This window comes from Desulforudis sp. DRI-14 (genome assembly GCF_052618305.1).
This window is the reverse complement of record NZ_JBQXEZ010000002.1, coordinates 220231-242758: the sequence shown is the minus strand read 5'-3', so window position 1 is coordinate 242758 and position 22528 is coordinate 220231. Positions and strand designations below refer to the sequence as shown.

Below are 22528 nucleotides of genomic sequence, written 5' to 3'. Positions count from 1 at the left end.
TGTAACAATAATGCAAAAGCAATCGTAAAAAACGCCCGAAGGGAGGTTAGCCCGGGGATGTCCGTTAAGAAAAGGCGGAAGCTCAGCGCCGAAGGCATCAGGAATATCCAGGCGGATCTTGAAGTCATCAATGGCGCCGCACCCGACACCAATGAAGAATTGGCTAACGAAACTACGATCAGGGCAAACAGCTTGGCGCCGCGGTGGCTGAACAGGAACCGCAACCGCCGCATCGGCCGGATCTATTAGGAGGGGTGGATTCTTGGTTGACATCACGGAGGCGCCTGACATCGCCGTGGACGGAGAACTCCTGGGAAAGACGGTGAGCCTGACCGCCTTGGAAAACAAGGTCGCCGCGCGGCTCGGGGAACGTTTAGCCTAACGGCGTTTGCGGGTGTCGGCACAGCCCGCCGAGCGGGCATTCTGTGCAGCGTGGCTTTTCCTTGAGACAGATGTTATGGCCGAGGGCGTCGATGAGCGCGTGGTATTCGTTGTAGAGGGCGGTTTCCCGGGGAAGGTGCTCGGTAAACCAGCGCTGCAGGGCGGCATAGGACACATTGCCGTCCTGCCACCCCAAGCGTGCCGTAATGCGCTTGGTATAGTTGTCGATGACGAAGACCGGCTGCTGCGCGGCGTACAGGATGATGCTGTCGGCCGTTTCCTCGCCGATGCCGTTGATGGCCAGGAGCCTGGAGCGCAGGACCGGAGCGTCAAGAGCAAACAAGGCGTCGAGGTCGCCCTCGAATTCCTCCACGACCATGCGGCAGAACTCGCGCAGGCGCGCGGCCTTCTGCCGATAAAAACGGGTGGGCCTGATCATCGCCCACAGCGCTTCTTCGGGAACCGCGAGGATGCCTTTAGGCGACAGGCATCCAGCCTCTTTAAGATTGGCGATCGCTTTTTCAACGTTGCGCCATGCCACCTGCTGGGTAAGGATGGCCCCCACGACGACCTCGAAAGGCGTTTCGGCAGGCCACCAGTGACGCGGGCCGAAGTGATGCAAAAGCCTGTTGAACACATCAAGCAGCAGTTCGCGCAATCTATCACCTGCGATTAATCTTGCCGTCATTCATCATCCTTAAGCATCCGGGACTTCAAACTTATACCCTATACCCCAGACCGTCTTGATGAATTTCGGGCGGTCGGGATCAATCTCTATTTTCTTGCGCAGGCGCCGTATGTGCACCGTAAGCGTGTTCTCGTCCCCCAGGGAAGAATCCCACACCCGCTCGACGAGATCGGAGCGGTTGAAGACGCGGTTCGGCTGGGAAGCAAGCGTCCACAGGAGTTCAAACTCCTTGCTCGTCAATTCGACCTCTTTGCCTCGGACGGTCACCTTGCGCGTAATGGAGTTGATGGTGATCTCGGGGTAGGGCAGGATTTCCTCGCTGTGCTGGAAATAGGTCCTGGCATAGCGGCGCAGGACGGCCTTTACCCTCAAGACTAGTTCCGCGGGGCTGAAGGGTTTGCACTGGTAATCGTCGGCCCCCATCTTGAAGCCGACGATGCGGTCGGTTTCGTCTCCACGCGCCGACAGGACGATTACCGGGACGTCGCGCCTGGCCTTGATTTTGCCCGTCGCTTCAAGGCCGTCCATGTTGGGCAGCATGATATCCATGATCACCAGGCTCGGCTTCACCTGCTCGTCCACCGCCAGCGCCTCAAAGCCGTCGGCGGCGCTGACCACCTCGTACCCCTCCCGGGTCAAGACGTGGGTCAATATCTTGATCACTTTGGGGTCGTCATCGACGACCAGAATGGTTTGCTTGGACACGTTGCCTCCCCCAAAAACCCTTTTAGCCGGCTTCTTCAATCATTTCTTCTGTAATTATACATAAATCAACGATAAATTCCGTCCCCCGCCCGGGGGTGCTTTTAACCTCGATCGTCCCCCCGTGCGCCATCACGATGTGGCGCGCTACCGTCAATCCCAGGCCGCTGCCGCGGAAAAGCCGCGAGGGAACGTTGTCAACCTGGTAGAACTTATGAAAAACCTTCTTGATATGCTCGGGAGCGATGCCCACGCCTGTATCGCGCACCGTTATCCGCAGCTTCGAGGGAGAGTGATCGGTTCTGCCGAGCGTTATGACGACTTTCCCCCCTGCGGGGGTGAACTTGGCGGCGTTGGATAGCAAGTTTATCAGCACCTGCTTGATCTTGTCTGCGTCAAGGTGAAGCATCTGGTCCCCGAAGTCGTTGACCACCTCAACCGTCAGCCCCTGCTTGTGAAACAGGGCGCGCATGCTGCTGACGGTATCCTGGACCAGCTTGACGGGATCGGTCAGCTCAAGATTAAGGACGAGCTTTCCCGCCTCGACCTTGGAGAGGTTGAGGATGTTGTTGATCTGCCTGAGCAGGGCGGCCGCGCTGTCGTTGATTTCGTGGATGTAATCCTCCTGTACCGCGTTGAGCCTTCCCGTATGCCTGTCGAGAAGGAGTTCGGAAAAGGCCAAGATCGAAGTCAGCGGCGTGCGCAGCTCGTGACTCGTGTTGGCCATGATTTCGCTTTTCATGCGGTTGGACCGGGCCAGGGCCCTGTTGGCGTTGGAAAGCTGCTCGTTGGCCTGGTACAGCGCGCGGACAGCCGAAACGAACAACCACCAGAAAAGGGTGGAGAAAGCGAGGAACTTGTAGATGTGTCCAAAGATATTGTAGGTGTCGAGATAGACCACGCGGCTGTACTTGAATATCCCCACGAAAATCAGCAGCAGCAGCGTGATCAGCAGCGCCGTCCTGGCTTCTCCCGTAATACGTCCCAATACGGCGAAAACGAGAGCCACCAAGCTGATCAGGATAATCAGCACCTCGGATGCAAACTTGGGTGCGGTATCGTTTTCCCCGAGCATGTATAGGGCCGGGAAGAACTGAGCGTAATACGACACAAAGACGATCAGGGCGACCGTTCCGATGAAGGTCCCCAGGGTGCAGATCCCGAGCGGCCATCGGTGGCGAATGAAGTGGGGCTTTACAGCTACGAAAAACAGCAGGCCGGCAGCCATAACCAGCCTGGCCATACTGTCAAAGACCGCGGATTTCTGGAGACTATTTGGCGTCAGAAAGTAATCGATACCCGGGGAAGACATGCTGTGCGCGAAATGGAGCAGCCCGACTACGAGGAAGGTCATTGAAAGATTGAGGTCCTGCCATTCGCTGGTCTGCTCGTAACGAAATCCCGCCACAACGTAAATGCTGAGGCAGATGACGACGCTGAGGACCTCGGAGAAAGTATGGAATTGAAAGTAAGTTTCCTCGGTAAGCGAAAAGGGGTTGGAGCTGGCAAAGGCTACTAGTATTATCGAGGCAACGGTGATGGAAACGGCGATAAAGAAATTTAAACGCCAGTTTTCCGAACTGGAATCGGATGCCGTCTCAGCCAACGCTTTCCCCCCTGCTCCGTCACGCAAGAGATGGGATGCTAGTCACCTATTACCGATGTGACACCGTGACACGAGGGAACTCCGCACTGGCAAGGTTCTTCATCGCGTATACGATGGCGCATGTCCTCGAAACCGATCTTCTCCTTTACCAGGGCGACACGGGTGGCGAGATCACCGCCGACTACAGTGTAGGGCACGTGCATAAGATCCAACAGCGCCTTGATTTTGCGGTCAAGGAGAACAGCAGCATCCTCGTCCTGGTATCGGATGCCGTCTTCAGTGAGCTCAAACTCCCGGGGTATATAAAAGATCTCGTATGCGGGAAGGTCCTTTATGGCCCAGGTAAACAGTTGCGTAAGGGCGTGACTCTCCTTGGGATTCTTTAGGTCGCAGGACAACAGGCCGTAAACGTAATTCAGTATCGTGGCGTTATCGCAAAAGATCAGATCGCAATAGTGCAGGTCTTCCTCCCTGCGCTTCTGGCCTTCGTACAGCAGGAACTGTTCAAAAATGCTCGTGGGAACGCCGTAACGTGCGATATACGTCCGGACATATTCCAGGCACAAACCTGTCTTGTATCCGGCCATACTGTAATCGACGTCGAGCTGCTTGCAAAGAGTGGTCTTGCCTGTGCCCGGTCCGCCCAGGATGGCGATTTTTTTGGGTTTTCCGTAATCCGGCATTGACGTCCGACCTCCTTGGACGAGCACTGAGTATCGAGTTTTTTAAATGGTCTGTTTCGACACTGCGTGGGACAATCCCTTCATTTTGGTTTTTCAGGATTATCTTGCAGATTGCACGGTTACCGGGGCGGAACTAAAAAGCGGTGACTCGCATCACCGCTTTGGAGCGTTATCGCTTGTCCGCCTGGCTGATGTCAATATATATGGATCTGTCCGATTCATCCACACGCACCGGGAACTTGCCTTGAGCATCGATGCCGAAATACTTAAAAAATCCTTTGCTGCTGATCTTTTTCTTTTCGATGGCGAAGCCTTTAGCCGCCGGCTTTAAACGGATCACCCGCGTCGCCGGGTCAAAAGCCAGTTCCACCGTTTCCGCATTGAGCTTGTCCAGAGCCATCTTGTTTAATTTGATGGCACTTTTCGATAGTGTAACAATAGGTTGTCTGCGACGCACAAGTCTAATATCCTGTTCCGGATGGAAAACTTCAAACGCCAAGTCAAAGCCTCCTTTCTATCTCTCTTTACTTGTCATCATAGTAATTGCATAAAAACGGTATGTCAACTTCTGGTTATTGGTTCGGAACAAACAATTTTGTGAGTTATCCGGTCAAATAGGAACAATCTTCGCGAAGAAAGAGAGGAGTATGAAGGCTCCCCTCACAGTTTAACAAGTGGGTCTAAATTGTCGAGGTAATGATGAAGTTGCAAAAGACGGTACACTTAGGTTAATTGGGCCGATCACAAAGGTACTTTTCTTGCAGGCAAATCAGCGAGAGGGGGTGCGGAATGGGTGTTTTAACGGAAACGACGGCTACACCCATGTCCTCCAGTGTTTTAATCAGGAGCAGCTGGTCGCGGACTCTGTGTGATAAACATGAAAGATGGGAAAAAATAAAATAATCTACGTCGCCGTCTTCGATCCGGTTGAGCGCTGCCTGAAGCCCAGGACGGTCCAGGGTCCAGCCGGTCGCCCCGATGTCCGAGTATACCTCTATGGACTTGGAACCCAGCCGCCTGGCATAATCCCTGCACTGTTCGATTTGCGCTTCTATTTCATGCACAGATCCGCCTGCAGGGCTGCGCACATAGATTACGGATATCATGGACGTGCTCCTTTTGACTGTTGGGATCCCCGGCCGAATGCGCAAAGAAGTTTTTGTTAAACAACACCTTTGTGCTATAATATAATTTACATGGGCGCGGTGTGACTGGAAAAGTCTCGTAATCGCCAATGGCGGGCGGCTTTCCGGTTGACTTTCGGCCCGTCGCCGGGTAAAATAAAAAATGTTCACAATGTCGGAGTGGCGGAATGGCAGACGCGCACGTTTGAGGGGCGTGTGGGTTACCCCCGTGTGGGTTCAAGTCCCACCTCCGACACCAAGCTTATAATGATAAGACCTTGGGATTGATTCCAAGGTCTTTTTGATTTGTTAGGCAACCTTCTTCAGGTTTTTGTCCATCCTTAGCCCATCTCCTGTTCCAACCGGCTGCCGGTGCCGGAAGGGTCGGCCGGGTGGACGACCAGGCGCCTGGGCAGGCGATTTCTTAATTCGGGCACGTGGCTGATAACGCCGATGTTGAGGTGCACCAAACGCAGCCTCTCCAGGGTCGAAACCACCACTTCGAGAAGATCGGGGTCCAGGCTGCCGAAACCCTCGTCCAGGAAGAAGAACTCCAGCGGGTAACGGCCCTTCAATTGTATCTGCGCCGAGAGGGCCAGGGCCAGGGCCAGGGAGGTGACGAAGGTCTCCCCGCCGGAAAGGGTGCTTACGGATCGTTTGACGCCGCCGTTGGCCTCGTCGCGGATCACAAAACCGCCTTCGGAATCGACCTCCAAGGCGTAGCGGTGACCGGTCAGCTGGCCGAGCCGGACCGATGCGTCCCGCGTCACGCTGTCCAACTGCTCCTCGGCCAGAAAATCGACGAAGGCGTTGCCGCGAAACAGTTCTTTCAGCGTCTCCAGCCTTTTTTTCAGGCCCGCGGTTCTATCGGCGAGCTGCTTCAGTTTTTTCCACCGGGTATTGGCCTGGGCCGCTTTTTGCCAGACAAGCAGGGCGGCGCCTCTTTGTTCCACGGCATCGGTCCGCTCGCGCTGGGCGACCGCCAGTTCGTCCCGGCAGGCCTGCCATTCCGCCGGGGATACCGTGCGGCCCCCCAGCTTCTCTTTCAGGTTACGGATCAGGCCGGCCAGCCTTTCGTTTTCCTCGCGGAATGCATCAACCTTCTTCTGAAACTGATCCTGTTCTTCAGAAGTGAGCAGCGCCTGTTCGGCCTCGTGGCGCGTGGCGAAGCGCAGTTCGGCAAGGACGGCTTTCAGCCTGGCCGAGCTTTTGTCCATCCTTTCCCCGGCCAGGCTCACCGCCTTTTGGGCGGCGGCGACAGCCTGCTCCAGCGCAGCCCTTGCGTTCGCGGTCCGCTCCGCCGCCTCCCGGGCCTGCTCTTCGGCTGCGGCCAGCTCGTACAGGCGCGCCTCGGTCCGTTCGAGCAGCTCGCCGGCCGGTCGGCCGCCGGTGATCTCCCTGAGCTCGGTGTTCTTTTCCCTGTAGGCCGAGTGCAGAGCCGCCAGTCTTTCCTGACTTCCCGACACCTTGACATTCAATTCATCGCGCCGGGCAAGCAAGCCGTCGATATTCCCGGCAATGCCCGCGAGTTCGTTTTCCAGCTGCTCGCGCTTCTTTTCCAGAGCCGCTCGCCGGCTGTCGGACTGTTGAATCTGACGGTTTGCTTCTTCCAGCGTTTCGGCCGGAATCTCCCCCCGCGCCTCATCGAGCCGGATACGGCACTGTTCGGTCCGTGCCGCCGCCGCCGAGGCTCTTTCGGCGGCCTCCCTCGCTGCAGTCTCCGCGGCCCGGCAGGCGCTTTCAGCCCGGGCCAGCGCCCTGGCTGTTTCGTTATGCTTTTCCCGGGCCGCCTCCAGGGCCCGGGACTTTTCGTCGAGTTTTTTCTGCCAGTTGCTCCAGGCTTCGCGCTTCGCCTGCAATCCGGTTTCCCGCCGGGAAAGCTCGGCTTGCATCTTCCCGGCCGCCAGCCCTGTCCAGTCGCCGGGCATCTCCTGACGCAGCGAAGCCATCTGGTTCTCCAGGGACCCAAGGTGCGCTTCGACTTCCTGAACGGCGACGCCGGCCGACCTCAGCCGCTCCGCGGCGGCGGACTCCTCCCGCTGCGCCTTCGCCAGCGCGTTCCGGGCGGTTGCCAGGGAAGCCTGCGCATCTCGCAGTTCCTCTTCCGCCAGCGTTATTTCCTCTCCCCCGCCCGCGAGCGCCGGCAAAGGGTGTTCGGTTGACCCGCATACCGGGCAGGGCTCTCCCGTTTTAAGCAGCCGGGCGAGGTGACCGGCCATGTTCCGCGCGCGCAGCTCGTTCAGCCGTTCTTCCGCCGCATGCACGAGACGTTGCGCTTCATCAACCCTCGGTTCGGCTGCCGCCAGCGCTGTGACGGCTTTCCGGCGGGCGTCCTCCGCAGCGGTGAACTCCGATTGTTTGAGCGTTAAAAGCTTATGAGTCTCTTCCATATCCGCAGCCAGGCGGGCGGCCTGGCCGACAAGGCCGCGAAGGCGCTCCAGCTCGCGCACCAGGTCCTGGAGCGCGATGTCGTCGTCCGGCGGCCGGCTTTCCCGCGTCTCTCTTTCCTCGCGGCCGACCTTTTCAAGCTTAAGACGGGCCTGTCGCTCGGCATTCGCGGCCTCGGCCAAAGACTGCTTGGCCTTGCTCAGCCGCTCCTCCTTTTCCTGACGGTAGACCTGCGCCCCGGCGTTCTCGGTTTCCGCGCCTCGCAACTGCTGCAAGGCCAGCCAAGCCCCCGCCACTTGCTTGCGCCGTTCCGGGTCGACCTGCGTCTCGGCGATGCGCGCCCTGCACTGCCGGAGTTCCTCTTCGAGCCGCTCCTTTTTCCGCCGGTAATCGTCAAGGGCGGTCTCGACACTGTCCTTCTGCCCCTGCAAGGTCTTTGAGGCTGCTAAAAGGCTTGCTTCATTCTCTTTGAGCCTGCCGACTTCCTTTTCGAGCGCGACGCCGCGCGTAAGTCGGGCTTTTAATGTCTGAAGCGCGGGTTCTTCGCGCTGCCGGTTGCCGCGGGTCTGCCGCAGCATCTCTTCCGCCTTCCGGGCTTCCTCACTTGCCAGGGCGAGCTTCGCCTGCGCGTCTTCCAGATCCTTCCGGGCGTCGGCGCAGGCCATCGCGGCTTCGTCGGCTTCGACCAGGAAAGGCTGCGCTTTGCCGGCGCGGGCGGCAGCGTGGAGTTTCTCATGCAGCCGAAAGATTTCAGGCTCCTGTTCTTGCCGAAGAGCCGCCTCGCGCTCGATACCGGCAAGCTCCTCCTGCCATTTCCACACCTCTTCGGCAGCCTTATACCTTTGTTCTATAAGGCGACAGCGGCTCTCAGCCTCTTCCGCGTGCGCCCTGGCCTGGTCAAGCCGCTGCGCGGCAAGTTCGAGGGCCTCGTCCGAAGCGTCTCCCAGCCCGTCCAGTTCCCCTTCCATGCCGGCTAACTCCCGGGTTGCTTTCTGCAAGCGGCTGTCAACCTTTTGCCTGAGTTTTTCACCATACTCGGCGAGGCCGAAAAGCCGCTCCAGCATGCCGCGGCGGTCAACGGGCCTTATCTTCTTCAAAAACTCATCAAATTTGCCTTGCGGCAGGACCACCGCCCTGGTGAAGTCGTCGATGTTCAGGCCTAGCAACGCTTCGACCCGGCTGGTTACGAGCCCGGCTTTCTCGGCCAGCGGGACCTCGCCGTCCTCCGCCACCTCGACCAAGCGCGCCCCGGCGGTGGTTACGGAGTTGTTCTCCCCGCGCTTATATGCCCGCTCCACCCGGTAACGCTTTCTTCCCTCCGGATGGTTCAACTCGAAGGTGAATTCGACCAGCACCCGCTGCTCGGCGTGGTTCAAAATGCCGTGCGTGCCGTGGGAGGCCCGTTCCACTTTGCCGTACAGGCTTAAGGTGATGGCGTCCAGGATGGTGGACTTGCCGCTGCCGGTGGGGCCGAAAATCCCAAAGAGACCGGCCTCGCACAGCCGCTCGAAATCGACGGCCTGTGGTTCCCTGAAACTATGCAGTCCGGTGATTTTCAGGCTGACGGGTTTCATCGCAGGCCGTCACTTTCCTCCGGACGGTCTTCCCCGCCCTCGCCCAGCATCTCCAGGAAAAGGGCGACCAGCTGCCCGTCGGGTTCCGTTCCGTATTTGCGCGCGTAGAACCTTTTGAAGAGCTGGTCGACGGGCAGGCCGGCCCGGGACTCGGCTTGCCTGTCGCGCTGCAGCTCGGGATAAACCGCCCTGATATGGACAAAGCGCGCACAGGCCCTACGCAACTCGTGCACTTCCTGGAGGGAGAGCGGCCCGCCGACCGTAACCTCGAGGTCTATCCAGGCGCGCGGGTCGCGGCCCTCGTCGAGCCAGCGGTAAACCTGGTCCAGTCCTTCGGCGGCCTGCCAGCGGACCAGCGGGCGCCCGCCGGTCAACGGAACCTCGCGCACGACGGCCGGCCGGCCGGGTTGGACATCCACCACCGCTACCGACTTGGCCTGCCCGGCCTCGGAAAAGCTGTAGGCCAGCGGCGCCCCCGCGTAACGGCAAACCGCCGCCCTTCGGCTGACGGCCTGGGGCCGGTGGAGATGACCCAGCGCGACGTACTGCGCGCCGCCCGGCAGGTCTTCGGGCAGCACCGTGTTGGCTCCGCCAAGGGAAAAGACGGGGCGCTCCGAATCGCTCGTCCGCCCCCCCTGTACAAACATGTGACTCATCGCAATATTAACGGTGTCAGGGCGATAGTTGGCGGTTAGTCGGCCGAACAGCCTGCGGATTTTGGCCGAATAGGCCTGCTGCAAGGCGGCCTCGTCGTCGAGAGGCTCCTGCAACAGCTCCCCCAGCCTGGCTTCCGAAGGGTACGGCAAAGCTAGAATGACGGCCGTGTGATCGCAGCCGGGGACAGCCAGCTCCAGCCAAGAAGCCCCTCCGGCAAGCACCACACTGACGTTATCGAGACCTGCTCCGGGAGCGACGGGCGGCTGGTCGTCCGGCAGACCCAAAAGGACGATGCCGTGCCGCCGCGCCAGCGGGGATGCCGCCACGAGGCGTTCGGGACTGTCGTGGTTGCCGGCGATGACCACCACCGCCCGCCTCCCGCCGGCCGCAAGCTGGTCGAGGGTGTCGTAAAAAAGCTGCTCGGCCGCCGAGGAGGGGTTGAAGGTGTCAAACACATCCCCGGCTACGAGGACGGCGTCTATTTTTTCATCGTCCGCCAGGCGGCAGAGTTCCTGGGAGAATTCCTCCTGTTCATCCTGGCGGCTCCTTCCCTCCAGGGTCCGCCCGAGGTGCCAGTCGGAGGTGTGCAAAAAACGCACGGGCTGCCACTCCTCTTAAGCTGATGACAATATCTTCTGCAAGAGGATACCGATACCTTCATACCGGCCCGGCAAACAGGCATGAGGTGACGCCTGAAAACCTTTGTACCGGGCAAAAAAATGTAAAAGCCCCGTGATGCTTGACTCACAGGGCTTGCCTTTTTGCCGGATTGTCTTAGAGCACTTCGACGTTGGACGCCTGTTGGCCGCGGGGACCGCTGACGACTTCAAACCTCACCCTCTGGCCTTCCGCCAGCGATCGAAAACCGGACCCCTGAATCGCCGAAAAGTGTACGAACACGTCGGTTCCGTCTTCCCCCTCGATAAAGCCGTAGCCTTTAGAGTCGTTAAACCATTTGACTGTTCCTAACAAGACTATTCCTCCTGTAAGTGATTCATCTCTTAATACTTACCCTTGCGGTAGACGAATAACCGAACCCAACCGCTCTGAAAGGTTGGTCATAGTATTCCCTATAAACGTTACTTTCAAAACCGGTAACCTGGTGGGAACATTTTCCCGCCCCAGTGTGAAAAAGGTATCCATGACTCAAGGTAGAAATATTTACAGCAAAAGCATCAACACGTAATCCTTTGTATTTTATGCAGCCTGAAATCAACTACTCGGGAGGACGACAATGTTCGGCGGTACTGAAAAAAGAATTTTAGAAACAGGTCTCAAACTCTACCAGCAGATGCAAAGCGAGGCGCCTTCCGTTTTCAAGAAGGAATTCTGGAACGGGAAAATTATGGACTGGTGCATGAAGAACGAGGACTTTAAAGTTCAGATGTTCCGCTTCGTCGACGTGTTTCCAAGCCTCACCCACCCCCAGTCGGTCACGGACCACATCGACGAGTATTTCTGCCGCTCCGACCTCAACTTTTCCACCTCGATCCAGTGGGGGCTTAAGCTGATCACACCCGGCAACATCGGCAAAAACATCACCAACATGGCCAGGCAGTTCATCACGGGCGAGAACATCCAGGAAGCCCTGCCGGTGCTGACCGGCCTGCGGAACCAGGGCCTTGCCTTCACCGCCGACTTGCTGGGCGAGGCCGTGGTCTCCGAGAATGAAGCAGAGCAGTACTTTCAGCGCTACATAGACCTCCTGAACGCCCTCAGCGCGGCGCAGCGGAACTGGCCGGCGCTCGGCGGCGGACAGGGCGACCTCGATTGGGGCTGCTCCCCAAAAATAAACATTTCCATCAAACCCTCGGCGATGTATTCGCAGATGAACCCGAGGGGGTTCGAACACTCCGTTTCGATGGCCAAAAACCGGCTGCGTCTGATCTTCCGCCGGGCTATGCAAAGCGGCGCCCACGTTATCCTGGACATGGAGCACACCGCCCTCAAAAACATCACTCTGGAGCTTTACAAGAGCCTACTGTCGGAAGAAGAGTTCAGGAACTACCCCCACACGGGGATTGTCATCCAGGCCTACCTCAAGGAAAGCGAGGCCGACCTGGAAGAACTGATCAAGTGGGCGAAGAAGCGCGGGCAGAGGTTTACCATCCGCCTGGTCAAGGGGGCCTATTGGGACATTGAGACCGTCATGGCCAAGCAGCACAACTGGCCGATCCCCGTTTTTACCAGGAAGCACGAGACCGACGCCAACTTCGAAAAACTGGCCAGGCTGATCCTGCAGAACAGCAGGCACGTCTCCCTGGCCTGCGCCTCCCACAATATCCGCTCCATCGCCTACGTCATCGAGCAGGCCAGAAAGTTGAAAGCCGAGGGCCAGGTCGAATTCCAGGTCCTGTACGGGATGGCCGACTCTCTGTACAAGGCCCTGGGCAAGAACGGCCTCAAGGTGCGCCTTTATACCCCGATCGGCGCCATGATCCCGGGCATGGCTTACCTGGTGCGGCGGCTGTTGGAAAACACCGCCAACGAGTCGTTCCTGCGTCAGAGCTTCGCCGAAAAGAAGTCGATCCAGGAACTCCTGCGCAACCCGGCGGAAATCAAAGACAGCGCCGCCCCGGCCCCGCCTGCGCGCGAATGCCCGGAATACGGCGACAAGGGGCCTTTCCGGAATGAGCCCCTCCTTGACTGGACCATCGCGGCAAACAGGGCCGAATTCCAGGCCGCGCTGCAGAAGGTGCGCGCCGAAACCGGGAAAAAAATCCCGTTGTACATCAACGGGCAGGCCGTTACGACGTCCGCAGAGATCGTATCCACCGACCCCAACGATCCCGGCCACGTAATCGGCGCGGTCTCCGCCGCCGGGCTGGCCGAGGCCGAAGCGGCGATAACGGCGGCCAAGAAGGCCTTTGCATCCTGGCGCGACACCGACCCGCGCGAAAGGGCCGAGTACCTCTTCCGCGCCGCTGCCGTCGCCCGGGCCATGCGTAGGGAACTCGCCGCCCTGCAGGTGTACGAAGTCGGCAAGAACTGGAGCGAAGCGGACGCCGACGTGACGGAAGGGATAGACTTCCTGGAGTATTACGGCCGGGAGATAATCAGGCTCGCCAGGCCCCGCCGCATGGGGAGGGCGCCGGGCGAAGTCAGCCGGATGTTTTACGAGCCCAAGGGCGTGGGCGCAGTCATCGCCCCCTGGAATTTCCCCTTCGCGATTTCGGTGGGCATGACCGCGGCCGCCCTGATCACGGGCAATACCGTGGTCTACAAGCCCGCCTCGCAATCGCCGGTGGTCGGGTCGAAGGTCTACGAGATCTTCGTCGAGGCCAAGCTGCCTTCGGGGGTGCTGAACTTCCTGCCCGGACCGGGAGGCAAAATCGGGGACTACCTGGTTACCCACCCCGAGGTTGCGTTCATCGCCTTTACGGGATCGATGGATGTGGGCCTGCGGATCGTCGAGCTGGCCGGGAAAACCCCGGCTGGGGCCTCGAGTGTTAAGAGCGTCGTGGCCGAGATGGGCGGTAAGAACGCCGTCATCGTCGATGCGGATGCCGACCTGGACGAAGCGGTGGTGCACACCATCTATTCCGCCTTCGGCTACCAGGGACAAAAGTGTTCGGCCTGTTCGAGAGTCATCGTGCTGGAGGAAAACTACGACGGCTTCGTCCACCGGCTGTGTGAAGCCGCCAGGAGCATCGTGATCGGCCCTCCCGAAAGGCCCGAGACATATATGGGGGCGGTCATCGACGAGAGCGCCAAAGCGAAGATCCTCTCCTTCATCGAGCAGGGCAAGAAAGAAGGCCGTCTCCTCGTCTACAGGGACGAGCCGGAGATGCGGGGACACTACGTCCCCCTGTGCATTTTCGAAGGCATCCGCCCGGAGCACGTCCTGGCCCAGGAGGAGATCTTCGGACCGGTGCTGTCGGTCATCAAGGTCAAGGATTTCAACGAAGCGCTGGAGGTAGCCAACAGTACCCGTTACGCCCTAACGGGCGGCCTGTTCTCCAGGAGCCCCAAGAATATCGCCCGGGCGATGCGAGAGTTCAGGGTGGGCAACCTTTACATCAACCGCGGCTGCACGGGCGCCATCGTCGAGCGCCACCCGTTCGGGGGCTTCAAAATGTCCGGGCTGGGGTCCAAGGCCGGCGGCCCCGACTACTTGCTGGAGTTCATGGTCCCCCGGGTCGTCACCGAAAACACCATCCGAAGGGGATTTGCCCCAAGCGCGGAAGGCGACATATAACATGCCCGAAACATACCCCGAACATCAAGCTGAACCCAAAGTTGAAAGGAGCCGTCCAGGCTCCTCTGCTTCAGAAGGTGATGACCTTGTCCGCCCACTCGGTGCAGTAATGGACGAGGTTGTGGATGGTGGCCGGCTTGCAGCCGCGGGGCAGCGCGTCTTGAATAGGGATGGCTTTACTCTTGCACGCGTAGAGGTCGCCCGCGAATTCGCAAAAAGCGTCGACCACGTTTTCCGAACCTAACGCCGCCAGCGCATCTTCACTGTGGAGGCACTCGCCCATCAGGTGCACTTTGACGCTGTGTCCCTGATTGAGGCTGGTGATACCAAACCTGAAAGCATCAACAAGAGTCTCCCGGGAAGTCGTCGTGACGATGATCATGATGTTCATGCCCCATTCCCTCCCCCACCTTCGCGAACGGAAGCAGAACTCTTCCCCCGCCGCAGTACCATAATTATACCATTCCATAACGGTCTGCCGCAGCATCCACTGTTGTGATTGCCGCCGGTAACGTGTATAGTATACCAAGAGCAGTAATCTTTTTCCCCTGTGAGGTGTCTCCCGTTTGCGTAACGACCCGCGCTCGAACCGTTCGGTAAACCCGCTCTTCAACGACGGGATCAGCCCGATGCACAACGCCACGCTCAACCCCAAGACATACAGCGCGATCAACCCGCATTTGAACCCCTTTATCAACCCGGAACGCCGGAGCGAAATAAACCCTGCGGTCAACCGGGAGCTCAGCCCTCTGGCTGATGAAAGTCTGAACCCTCTGGTCAACAAAGCCCTCAACCCGGTCAGTCACGCCGGCAGCGGGAACGTTGACGCGGGCGCGCGCAGGTTCTCCGTCTACGACTTAAATCTGAACAACGTCGGAACGGCCATGCAGGCCTCGGACCGGGTTTGGCTTTGGTTTGACCGGGACGGCCGTTGGACCGGTTTTGCCGTGGAAAACGGGTTCGAGGGCCTGAACCTTTTCGACCGGGACGAGCAATGGGTCGGATTCCTGGCCCCCAACGGGCGTTCAGGCTATAACCTGTTCAATTTGCAAGCCGAGTGGACAGGCTTCTTATGTTAAAAAACGAAGCGCCGAAGTCCTGACCTTTAACGAGGAGGGTGCAAAATGTTTCCACACCTGGGTATACCCGAACTCATTCTGATTTTGGTGATTCTCCTGATCATCTTTGGTCCGGGTAAACTGCCGCAGTTCGGCAGGTGGCTGGGCAGGACCATCCGCCAGGTCAGGGAATCAAGCCGCGATACCGTGGAAGGCTATAAGGAAAGCATCCAGGCGGAGGACGAAAAGGACGATAAACAGCAGCGCGCGCTGGAAGCGTCGAAAGAAAACAAGGCACAGTAAACGTTAAAAGCGGGGGTCTTGCCGGAGGCAGGACCCTATTTCTCTTTCAGCAAACGGAGGTTGTGGAGCGGTGCGGGTTATCGGGCTGATCGCCGACACCCATATCCCCGCCAGGGCCGATGCCCTGCCCGTCGAGCTGGTCAACGGCCTGGCGGGTGTGGACATGATCATTCACGCCGGGGACATCGTTCACGCGTCGGTCCTGAACGCGCTTAGCGAAATAGCGCCGGTGACGGCGGTGGCGGGAAACATGGACCCTCCCGAGCTGCATGCCCGGCTGGGCAGAGCAAAAACCCTGTCGATCGGCAGATATACCATCGGGGTGATCCATGGCGACGGGGTGCGGGGAACGACGTCGGAACGCGCCCTTGCCGCTTTTCCAAACACCGACTGCATCGTCTTCGGACACAGCCATCAGCCCCTCGTCGAGAGAGCCGGCAGGGTGCTGCTCGTCAATCCCGGTTCGCCGACCGACAGGCGGAGGTGGCCCTATCATTCGTACAGCATCCTCTACGTCAGCGACCGCCGCATAGAGGCTCGCATCATCAGGCTGGAGGATTAGGAGAGCATGCAGACAAACGACATAAACTTGCTTATGGATGAAGTGATCCGGTTCCGCGACGAGCGCAACTGGGCCAGGTACCATACCCCGAAGGACCTGGCCATGTCCGTCGCCATCGAGGCCGCAGAACTGATGGAGATCTTCCAGTGGAAAGACTTGCAGCAGGATGAGCTCCTCCAGGAAAAGTACCTGCTCCCCGTCACGGAAGAAATCGCCGATGTGGCCATCTACCTGCTGATCCTAAGTCACGACCTGGGGATCGACCTCGGTGAAGCCATAAGAAGGAAACTGGCCGCCAACGCCGGGAAGTACCCCGCCGGAGAAAGTGACAACCTCTGGTGAACGATACTTGTCGAACAGGCCCGTCCGAGAAACAGGCTGTTATCACCGTCGCCTTCAAAAAGGTTTTGAAACCCCGTAATGCTTTCAGGACAAGCGTTTGCCGCGGTATAAAAAACGGCATGCGGCGGAGGAAATTAGTGAATGTCTTCACTAATGTCAGGACGTTCATTATATCGTACGTATAGCTGGATTGTCGGGAGCGGACAATGCAGGTATAGTTTCGTTATACCTCATACTGTGGGAGGTGTCAGCGATAACAGCCGGTTTGCACGGACCCGCCGCGGCCTTCAGGATGCCCGACGAGCTGGTCAGGTGCGATAAACGTCGAAAACTGCATGGCGAAGCCAACAGCGTGCATCAGAAGATGCTTGAGACCCTGAAGAAAAAGGGCATACAGCGCATTCGCCTGCGCTGGTGAGACTTCGGCTTGTGAGCCGTGCGCTCGATTAATACCGGGGGGCATAGAACACCTCTATGTCCACCTCGCATCCGGACACTGCACTGGGGACGGGTGCAATCAACCGAAATACTGGATAGACTGCTATCGGCGGAGGGAATATGCTGCGCTACCTGCTTTTCGATCTGGACGGAACGCTTTTGCCGATGGATATGGACAAATTCCTGGGAGCCTACCTGCGCCTGCTGGCCCCGCGACTGAGCGATTACCTCGCACCTGAACGATTCGTTAAGGAACTGCTTATCAGCACCGAGGCGATGATTGTTAACAACAACCCTGCAAAAACAAATGAAGAAGTCTTCATGGACGATTTCTTCGGCCGGACGGGACTGCCCAAAGAAGAACTGTTGCCTATTTTCGAGGATTTCTACCGGAGGGACTTCCCCTCCCTGGTTCATGCCACCCGGCCTTCCGCAACCGCGGCCTTAATCCTTAAGAAAGCGATAACGAAAGGCTACGAGGTAGTCATAGCAACCAACCCGATTTTTCCCAAGCTGGCCGTCGAGGAACGCCTGCGGTGGGTCGGCGTTGCGGACTTCCCCTTCAGGCTGGTGACGACATACGAAGAAATGCACTTTTGCAAACCGAACCCGAACTATTATAGGGAGATCATCGAAAAGCTCGGCTGCACGGAGACCGCATGCCTGATGGTCGGCAACGACGTTGAAGAGGACCTCGTGGCGGGGAAAACAGGGATGCGGACCTACCTGGTCGAGGACTGCGTCATCAACCACAAGGGATACGCCTACCGGGCGGATTTCCAAGGCTCGCTGGAAGACCTGTTGGCGTTCGTGGACAGCCTTCCCAAGGTGACCTAATCCCCTGTATAACGTGCGACGCCCGCCGGAAACGGCGGGCGCCTTTGAATTTACTGAACTTCTTCTTTCTCCGACTCCTTGGCGTCGGTCCACTTGTCCAGGCCGACAGCCTCTTTAGTGGCTTCCCACGCCCGGCCGAGGTAGTTGGGATCGTCTTCAGCCCTCTTCTCCACATCCCGGTCTTTGTCCCCGTGAACGTCCTTGTCCATCCAGTCTTTATTCCTCTTGACATCAGCCATTATTTATCACCTCGTTTGTTAGTGTACCCGCGGAAACGGCTGATATTCCCCAGCAAGGCAAAAACCGGATGGGCGCCCCTTATAAAACTGCGTCTTACCTGGCCCCCATATAAGAAAATCCCAAAGCCCAATGCCCAGTCCAAAGCCCTTACAGGTGTTTCCAGGTGCAAACCCTGCGTTCCAGCTGGTCGATCGCCGTATAGAGCACGTACCCGAGCAGGCCCATAGCGACCACCCCGGCCCACATGTTCGGCCACAGCCAGGACGACCAGGCGTCCAGGATGTAATAGCCCAGCCCATTGGTGCCGCAGATGGTTTCGGAAAAGAAGAGAACGGCGATCGCCGTACCCGAAGAGATGCGCAGGGCGGTAAAGATCTCCGGGAGGGCCGCCGGCCAGACCACGTGGCGGTACAGGGCGATTTTGCCCGCCCCCAGGGAGAGCATTGAATCAACGACGGCCCGGTCGATCTTCCGCGCCGCGTCGCGGGCGGTGACAAGGATTTGGAAGACAATGACCAGGCTGATCAGGAATATCTTGGCGCCGTCACCAAAATCAACAAGGAAAATCATGGGAAGGAACACGATTTTGGGAATGGGATAGACGATGTAGATAAGGGGGGCAGCGTAGCGGTCCCAGCGCTCTTCCCTGCCGAGAAACAGCCCGAGGGGGACGGCGACGGCAAAGGAAATCAGGATGCTCGCCAGTACCCTGGCCGTGCTCGCCAGGATGTGGCCCCCTAGTTCGCCCTGCAAACCCTTGGTCAGCACAACAAGCGCTTCAAGGGGCGTCGGCACTTGCTCGATGTGCAGGAGTAAGGCGGTAACGTGCCACAGCCCCAACAAAAATAAGAAAGCGGCAAGCTGTTGGATCATGGGACGTCACGCTCCCCGTTCAGCATCTCCCGCAGGCTGTTGCTCAGTTCGTGAAAGCCTCTGCTCTTGCGCCACGCCCTTTCCCCGACCCCAGGGTTTTCGAAGTCGGCAAGAATCCGGCTGGGCCGGCCCGAGAGCACGATGATGCGCTGGCCGAGGTATACCGCCTCCGGTATGCTGTGGGTGACGAAAAGGATGGTCACCCCGCGCCTCTTCCAGATTTCGAGCAGGCTGTCCTGGAGCGCTTCCCTTGTCAAAAAGTCAAGGGAAGAAAAGGGTTCATCCATCAGCAGAAGGTCCGGATCGAGAGACAGGGCGCGCGCGATGGCCACCCTCTGCCGCTGTCCCCCGCTGAGCTGCGCGGGATAAAGGGCTGTAAGAGCTGAAAGACCGAGCTCGTCGAGTATGCGCCGGCAGCGGGCCTCGATCTCCGGCGCAGCCAAATTGCGCAGCTGCAGGCCGAGAAGGGTGTTCTGCCATACCGTTTTCCAGGGAAAAAGCCCGTAATCCTGGAGGATTACGGCTGTCTTCAGTCGCCGGGATTTAACCGGTTCCCCGGCGACCAAAACGTGGCCGTCAAATTCAGGGCGCAAACCAGCCAGGACGTACAAGAGCGTGGTTTTGCCGCATCCGGAAGGGCCGATGACGGCGCACGTCTGTCCCCGGCCGAGCTCGAACGAGATGTTCTCGACAACCGGAACAGTGGCGTTCCTTTGCCTGTAGGTTACCGACAGCCCCTTGACGGAGATCATTACTCGGCCAGTACCCTCTTGTCCACAAGATCGTCGTAGCGCATGGGCTTCGCCAGGATGCCGTGGGCGGTCATCCACTCGACGACGCGCGAGATCTGTTCCTCGGTGGGGACCTGCGGCGGCGAGAAGAGGACTTTCATGCCGTGGTTGCTGTTCTCCAGAACCGGCGCCGGCACGCGGGCTTTTTCTGCCAGGAGGGTGTCGTAGGCCCGCGGGGAGGCCTGGATGTCTTCAACAGCACGAGCATAAGCCTGCATCAGCTTTTTAACGGCCCTGCCGTTATGGTCGTGGTCGAGGGTCTCCTGCCTGAAGTAGATGACCGTCTGGGTGATGTTGGCGCCGGCGGTATCCTCAACGATCACGCGGGCGCCCTTGACCTCGGCCAGGGCGGCGATCGGGTCGGGCAGCACGGCGGCCTGGACCGTCCCGTTGAGCAGGGCGTCAAGGCGCTGCGGGATTTTGGCAATCTGGACCTTCTTGATTTCTTCAGGCCCAAGTCCCGCGGAGACCAGGAGTTCGTCCACGACGTACTCCATAATGGTCTTGAGCGAGCAGGCCACCGGCACGCCCTTCAGCTGGGACGGTTCGGTGATGTCGGATTTGGGCGAGGCCAGGATAGCAAAACGTCCTTCCTCGGCCGTTACGCCCTGCCCGATGGAGACGATCTTGACGGGCGAACCGCCCGCGTTGAGCTGGGCTACGGCGATAATGTCCCCGAGGGCGCCGTCGATCTGACCGGCTTGTATGGCGGTATCACGTTCAAGGGCGCTGGGGAAATGCACAAGCTCAACCTCAACGCCGGCATCGCCGAAGTATCCCTTGGCCTCGGCCACCCAGAACGGCAGGTTGTCGGTGATGGGTAGCATTCCGAGCCGCAAGGGCTTTTCTTTTTCCCGGGTACAACCGGAAACCAGCAGGACAACGGCGAGCAAACCGACCAGGATAAGCAGGACCGGGGGTTTTTTGCGAAGCATTCTTCCGTCACACCTCCAAACGGCTAACTTCGACTGCCATGACGATAATCCTCCAACAAATTGGTTCAGGGGACAGGGGGCTTTTGCTCCAGAAGAAAGGTCAAGGCCTTTCTGAAACGCAGGTCGTCGGCGCGGGTGCGCTTGGCTGGGCCCTTCGTCCTCCCGCCCGTCCGTCGAAAGCGCACCTTGATTTCCCGTTCCTCAAGCAGGAAAGGAGCGAATTCAGGATGGTAGATACGTCCGCCCGAAGAAACGGCCTTGCCGCCTTTGCCCAGCACCACGGCGGCCAAGGCCCAATCCTGGGTGACGACCACATCGCCTTTTTCCACCAGGTTCATAATGCGGATATCGGTTTCTTGGCTGGCGTCACCAACGACCACGTGGTCGTCGGAGTCAATCCGGTGGGCGAAACTCGCCACCGTAACGACACTGACGCCGTAGCCGGCCGCAAGCTCGGAACAAATCGTCAGGACCGTTTTGGGACAGGCGTCGGCATCAACGATGATCTTCACGGCACACGTCCTCTGCTTTAAATCCGTCATCGCAATTTTTACTTAGCCGGTGATAACGCTGACTCCCCCGGGTACGATACCGAAACGGGCCGGCAGGTATCCCACGATCTCCCCGTCGGCCTCGATCAAGACAGGTTCCGTCGACGCCAGGAACACCTCGCGGCACTGGACGTAAACCAGGGACGGGTCCCGCAGGTGGGTGCCTTTATACACGCGCACGAGATTTTTCAATATGCCCGTTTTTTTCTGCCTTCCGAGAGCGATGAAGTCCAGAAGGCCGTCATCGGGGCGGGCTCGCGGGGTGATGTGCATCCCCCCGCCGAAGTAGCGGCAGTTGCCCAAGGCGGCGATGGCCAGGTCGAGCGATTTTGTTTCCAAACCGTCCACGGTACACTGCACGGGCTTGTAACGGTAGAGGATCAGCGTGGCGAGCGCCCCGTAGAAAAAAGACAGGAAACCGCCCAGACACTTGCTTGTCCGGTTGACGCGCCGGGCAGTTTCGGCGCCAAGCCCCACGTCGGCGACATTTAAAAAGTACCGGCGGCAGGGCTGTTTATCCATTCCCGTGCACTCGATGAAGCCGACGTCCAGCCTCCTGGCCGTGCCGGTTTGCAAAAGCCTGGCCGCCGCGAGAAGGTCGTGCGGGATGCCCAACGACCGGCCCAGGTCCTTGCCCGTGCCCATCGGGATGACGGCGAGTTCCACGTTTGCCGCACCGGCCGTCATCATCGCGTTTACGACTTCATTTACCGTTCCGTCGCCGCCAACGGCGATCAGGCGCCGGTATCCCTCCGCGATGGCTTTTTGCGCCACTGACTGTCCCGCCCCGGGAGCATCGGTATCCATCTGGTCGAAACGGAGGCCGAGATCGCGTATCTTCCTGCTCAAAGCGGGCCACGCCTTGCGCGTTCGCCCGCCCCCCGCAGCGGGGTTGACGATGGCCAGGGTGTCACAGGTCAAGCGGAAGCACCTCACTCAAGATGTCAGAGACCGGAAATAAGAAGTGACTAAACCGGTATACGTAAATCGTTCACCGCACGAGAAGGGAATCCTTCAGAGAGGAAAAGTAAGAGCGCAGGGTTCGTCAAGAAAGAACTCACCGGTAAGAACGCATGGACATTATTGCCAGGCCGGTTGTGCGTGTAATATGCTTAAGATACGTTAAAGATTGCAGTGAGGAGGCCAGGCGGTTGTCAGCAAAAACAATCTCGATGAGAACTTCTAAGGGCGAGATCACTATCGAGGTCGACCCCGACAGGATGCCGGTCACGGCGGAGAACTTTATCGATCTGGTGAGCCAGGGCTTCTACGACGGTCTCACCTTCCACCGCGTGGAGCACTGGGTGGTTCAGGGCGGCGACCCCAAGGGCGACGGCACGGGAGGCTCCGGCAAGCGCATCAAACTCGAAACGCACCCCGATCTCAGGAACGTCAGAGGGTGTATCGCCATGGCCAGGGCGCAGCATCCCGACAGCGCAAGCTCGCAGTTCTACTTCTTGAAGAAGGACGCTCCCTGGCTTGACGGGCAGTATGCCGTTTTCGGCATGGTTAAGGACGGGATGAGTGTCGTCGACAGCATCGAGGCGGGCGACAGGATGGAAACGGTTCGAGTCGTTGAACCCGGCACTCGATAGAG

Annotated in this window: 25 protein-coding genes and 1 tRNA gene; 10 read left to right on the top strand and 16 right to left on the bottom strand. The window is 58.8% G+C overall.

Annotated elements, in window-relative coordinates:
* Positions 1-57 precede the first annotated feature (57 nt).
* Positions 58-249 carry a hypothetical protein gene (locus ACUM6F_RS02950; protein ID WP_425621691.1) on the top strand — a complete coding sequence of 64 codons (192 nt, stop codon included), beginning with the start codon at positions 58-60 and terminating at the stop codon, positions 247-249.
* Between the two features lie 124 nt (positions 250-373).
* On the opposite strand, the gene ACUM6F_RS02945 is transcribed toward ACUM6F_RS02950, so the two are convergent.
* From ACUM6F_RS02945 to ACUM6F_RS02920, 6 genes are all read right to left on the bottom strand, one after another.
* Positions 374-1039, bottom strand: a complete 666-nt coding sequence (locus tag ACUM6F_RS02945; RefSeq protein WP_425621690.1) for an endonuclease III domain-containing protein — start codon at positions 1037-1039, stop codon at positions 374-376.
* A 39-nt stretch (positions 1040-1078) separates the two neighbouring features.
* The gene (locus tag ACUM6F_RS02940) at positions 1079-1774 is read right to left on the bottom strand and encodes a response regulator transcription factor (protein WP_445348325.1); all 696 of its coding nucleotides are present in this window, start codon (positions 1772-1774) and stop codon (positions 1079-1081) included.
* Positions 1775-1796: 22 nt separating this feature from the next.
* A complete protein-coding gene (locus ACUM6F_RS02935; RefSeq protein ID WP_425621688.1) occupies positions 1797-3377 on the bottom strand; it encodes a sensor histidine kinase in 1581 nt (526 codons plus the stop codon).
* Positions 3378-3415: 38 nt separating this feature from the next.
* Positions 3416-4060 carry an AAA family ATPase gene (locus tag ACUM6F_RS02930; RefSeq protein ID WP_425621687.1) on the bottom strand — a complete coding sequence of 215 codons (645 nt, stop codon included), beginning with the start codon at positions 4058-4060 and terminating at the stop codon, positions 3416-3418.
* A gap of 169 nt (positions 4061-4229) precedes the next feature.
* Positions 4230-4559: a hypothetical protein gene (locus ACUM6F_RS02925; RefSeq protein WP_425621686.1), complete on the bottom strand. Its 330-nt coding sequence runs from the start codon at positions 4557-4559 to the stop codon at positions 4230-4232.
* A gap of 229 nt (positions 4560-4788) precedes the next feature.
* On the bottom strand, positions 4789-5166 hold the full coding sequence (locus ACUM6F_RS02920; RefSeq protein WP_426377696.1) for a recombinase family protein: 378 nt from the start codon (positions 5164-5166) through the stop codon (positions 4789-4791).
* 192 nt (positions 5167-5358) lie between these two features.
* Here ACUM6F_RS02920 and ACUM6F_RS02915 point away from each other — a divergent pair.
* Positions 5359-5443: transfer RNA gene (locus ACUM6F_RS02915), tRNA-Leu, on the top strand.
* Positions 5444-5525: 82 nt separating this feature from the next.
* Here ACUM6F_RS02915 and ACUM6F_RS02910 read toward each other — a convergent pair.
* From ACUM6F_RS02910 to ACUM6F_RS02900, 3 genes are all read right to left on the bottom strand, one after another.
* Positions 5526-9146 carry an AAA family ATPase gene (locus ACUM6F_RS02910; protein WP_445348324.1) on the bottom strand — a complete coding sequence of 1207 codons (3621 nt, stop codon included), beginning with the start codon at positions 9144-9146 and terminating at the stop codon, positions 5526-5528.
* Complete coding sequence (locus ACUM6F_RS02905) at positions 9143-10402, bottom strand: exonuclease SbcCD subunit D (protein ID WP_445348323.1); 1260 nt, start codon at positions 10400-10402, stop codon at positions 9143-9145. Before ACUM6F_RS02905 ends, ACUM6F_RS02910 begins: the two co-directional genes overlap by 4 nt.
* Positions 10403-10577: 175 nt before the next feature.
* Positions 10578-10775 (bottom strand): cold-shock protein, encoded by a 198-nt coding sequence (locus ACUM6F_RS02900; protein ID WP_425621682.1) that lies wholly within the window; start codon positions 10773-10775, stop codon positions 10578-10580.
* A 262-nt stretch (positions 10776-11037) separates the two neighbouring features.
* Between ACUM6F_RS02900 and pruA the strand changes: the two genes are divergently transcribed.
* A complete protein-coding gene (gene pruA / locus ACUM6F_RS02895; protein ID WP_445348322.1) occupies positions 11038-14001 on the top strand; it encodes an L-glutamate gamma-semialdehyde dehydrogenase in 2964 nt (987 codons plus the stop codon).
* Between the two features lie 70 nt (positions 14002-14071).
* Here pruA and ACUM6F_RS02890 read toward each other — a convergent pair whose 3' ends face one another.
* Complete coding sequence (locus tag ACUM6F_RS02890; protein ID WP_445348321.1) at positions 14072-14392, bottom strand: hypothetical protein; 321 nt, start codon at positions 14390-14392, stop codon at positions 14072-14074.
* 175 nt (positions 14393-14567) lie between these two features.
* On the opposite strand from ACUM6F_RS02890, the gene ACUM6F_RS02885 reads away from it, so the two are divergent.
* The 6 genes from ACUM6F_RS02885 to ACUM6F_RS02860 all read left to right on the top strand — a co-directional run bounded on the left by ACUM6F_RS02885 (position 14568) and on the right by ACUM6F_RS02860 (position 17541).
* On the top strand, positions 14568-15080 hold the full coding sequence (locus ACUM6F_RS02885) for a hypothetical protein (protein ID WP_445348320.1): 513 nt from the start codon (positions 14568-14570) through the stop codon (positions 15078-15080).
* Positions 15081-15125: 45 nt separating this feature from the next.
* On the top strand, positions 15126-15362 hold the full coding sequence (locus ACUM6F_RS02880) for a Sec-independent protein translocase subunit TatA/TatB (protein ID WP_425621678.1): 237 nt from the start codon (positions 15126-15128) through the stop codon (positions 15360-15362).
* 70 nt (positions 15363-15432) lie between these two features.
* On the top strand, positions 15433-15924 hold the full coding sequence (locus ACUM6F_RS02875; protein WP_445348319.1) for a metallophosphoesterase family protein: 492 nt from the start codon (positions 15433-15435) through the stop codon (positions 15922-15924).
* A 33-nt stretch (positions 15925-15957) separates the two neighbouring features.
* Positions 15958-16266 (top strand): nucleotide pyrophosphohydrolase, encoded by a 309-nt coding sequence (locus ACUM6F_RS02870; protein WP_445348318.1) that lies wholly within the window; start codon positions 15958-15960, stop codon positions 16264-16266.
* A 244-nt stretch (positions 16267-16510) separates the two neighbouring features.
* Positions 16511-16684, top strand: coding sequence for a hypothetical protein (locus tag ACUM6F_RS02865; protein WP_426377618.1), 174 nt, complete (start codon positions 16511-16513; stop codon positions 16682-16684).
* A gap of 140 nt (positions 16685-16824) precedes the next feature.
* A complete protein-coding gene (locus ACUM6F_RS02860) occupies positions 16825-17541 on the top strand; it encodes an HAD family hydrolase (RefSeq protein WP_445348317.1) in 717 nt (238 codons plus the stop codon).
* A gap of 50 nt (positions 17542-17591) precedes the next feature.
* Here the strand turns inward: ACUM6F_RS02860 and ACUM6F_RS02855 are convergent, their stop codons facing one another.
* The 6 genes from ACUM6F_RS02855 to ACUM6F_RS02830 form a co-directional block, all read right to left on the bottom strand.
* Positions 17592-17780, bottom strand: coding sequence for a hypothetical protein (locus ACUM6F_RS02855; RefSeq protein WP_445348316.1), 189 nt, complete (start codon positions 17778-17780; stop codon positions 17592-17594).
* A gap of 148 nt (positions 17781-17928) precedes the next feature.
* A complete protein-coding gene (locus ACUM6F_RS02850) occupies positions 17929-18624 on the bottom strand; it encodes an ABC transporter permease (protein WP_445348315.1) in 696 nt (231 codons plus the stop codon).
* Positions 18625-18650: 26 nt separating this feature from the next.
* Entirely contained in the window at positions 18651-19406 is a 756-nt protein-coding gene (locus tag ACUM6F_RS02845; protein ID WP_445348314.1) for an ABC transporter ATP-binding protein, read from the bottom strand.
* On the bottom strand, positions 19406-20380 hold the full coding sequence (locus tag ACUM6F_RS02840) for an ABC transporter substrate-binding protein (RefSeq protein ID WP_445348313.1): 975 nt from the start codon (positions 20378-20380) through the stop codon (positions 19406-19408). Before ACUM6F_RS02840 ends, ACUM6F_RS02845 begins: the two co-directional genes overlap by 1 nt.
* A 65-nt stretch (positions 20381-20445) precedes the next feature.
* Positions 20446-20892, bottom strand: a complete 447-nt coding sequence (locus tag ACUM6F_RS02835) for a YaiI/YqxD family protein (RefSeq protein ID WP_445348312.1) — start codon at positions 20890-20892, stop codon at positions 20446-20448.
* A gap of 42 nt (positions 20893-20934) precedes the next feature.
* On the bottom strand, positions 20935-21852 hold the full coding sequence (locus ACUM6F_RS02830; RefSeq protein ID WP_445348311.1) for a diacylglycerol/lipid kinase family protein: 918 nt from the start codon (positions 21850-21852) through the stop codon (positions 20935-20937).
* 251 nt (positions 21853-22103) lie between these two features.
* On the opposite strand from ACUM6F_RS02830, the gene ACUM6F_RS02825 reads away from it, so the two are divergent.
* Positions 22104-22526: a peptidylprolyl isomerase gene (locus tag ACUM6F_RS02825; protein WP_445348310.1), complete on the top strand. Its 423-nt coding sequence runs from the start codon at positions 22104-22106 to the stop codon at positions 22524-22526.
* The last annotated feature ends 2 nt before the right edge of the window (positions 22527-22528 follow it).

Excerpts from the sequence above, each read along its gene's own strand:
- ACUM6F_RS02840 (WP_445348313.1), bottom strand. The coding sequence starts at position 20,380 with ATGCTTCGCAAAAAACCCCCGGTCCTGCTTATCCTGGTCGGTTTGCTC.
- ACUM6F_RS02920 (WP_426377696.1), bottom strand. The coding sequence starts at position 5,166 with ATGATATCCGTAATCTATGTGCGCAGCCCTGCAGGCGGATCTGTGCAT.
- ACUM6F_RS02855 (WP_445348316.1), bottom strand. The coding sequence starts at position 17,780 with ATGGCTGATGTCAAGAGGAATAAAGACTGGATGGACAAGGACGTTCAC.
- ACUM6F_RS02860 (WP_445348317.1), top strand. The coding sequence starts at position 16,825 with ATGCTGCGCTACCTGCTTTTCGATCTGGACGGAACGCTTTTGCCGATG.
- ACUM6F_RS02845 (WP_445348314.1), bottom strand. The coding sequence starts at position 19,406 with ATGATCTCCGTCAAGGGGCTGTCGGTAACCTACAGGCAAAGGAACGCC.
- ACUM6F_RS02870 (WP_445348318.1), top strand. The coding sequence starts at position 15,958 with ATGGATGAAGTGATCCGGTTCCGCGACGAGCGCAACTGGGCCAGGTAC.
- ACUM6F_RS02880 (WP_425621678.1), top strand. The coding sequence starts at position 15,126 with ATGTTTCCACACCTGGGTATACCCGAACTCATTCTGATTTTGGTGATT.
- ACUM6F_RS02910 (WP_445348324.1), bottom strand. The coding sequence starts at position 9,146 with ATGAAACCCGTCAGCCTGAAAATCACCGGACTGCATAGTTTCAGGGAA.
- ACUM6F_RS02825 (WP_445348310.1), top strand. The coding sequence starts at position 22,104 with ATGAGAACTTCTAAGGGCGAGATCACTATCGAGGTCGACCCCGACAGG.
- ACUM6F_RS02890 (WP_445348321.1), bottom strand. The coding sequence starts at position 14,392 with ATGAACATCATGATCATCGTCACGACGACTTCCCGGGAGACTCTTGTT.
- pruA (WP_445348322.1), top strand. The coding sequence starts at position 11,038 with ATGTTCGGCGGTACTGAAAAAAGAATTTTAGAAACAGGTCTCAAACTC.
- ACUM6F_RS02930 (WP_425621687.1), bottom strand. The coding sequence starts at position 4,060 with ATGCCGGATTACGGAAAACCCAAAAAAATCGCCATCCTGGGCGGACCG.
- ACUM6F_RS02950 (WP_425621691.1), top strand. The coding sequence starts at position 58 with ATGTCCGTTAAGAAAAGGCGGAAGCTCAGCGCCGAAGGCATCAGGAAT.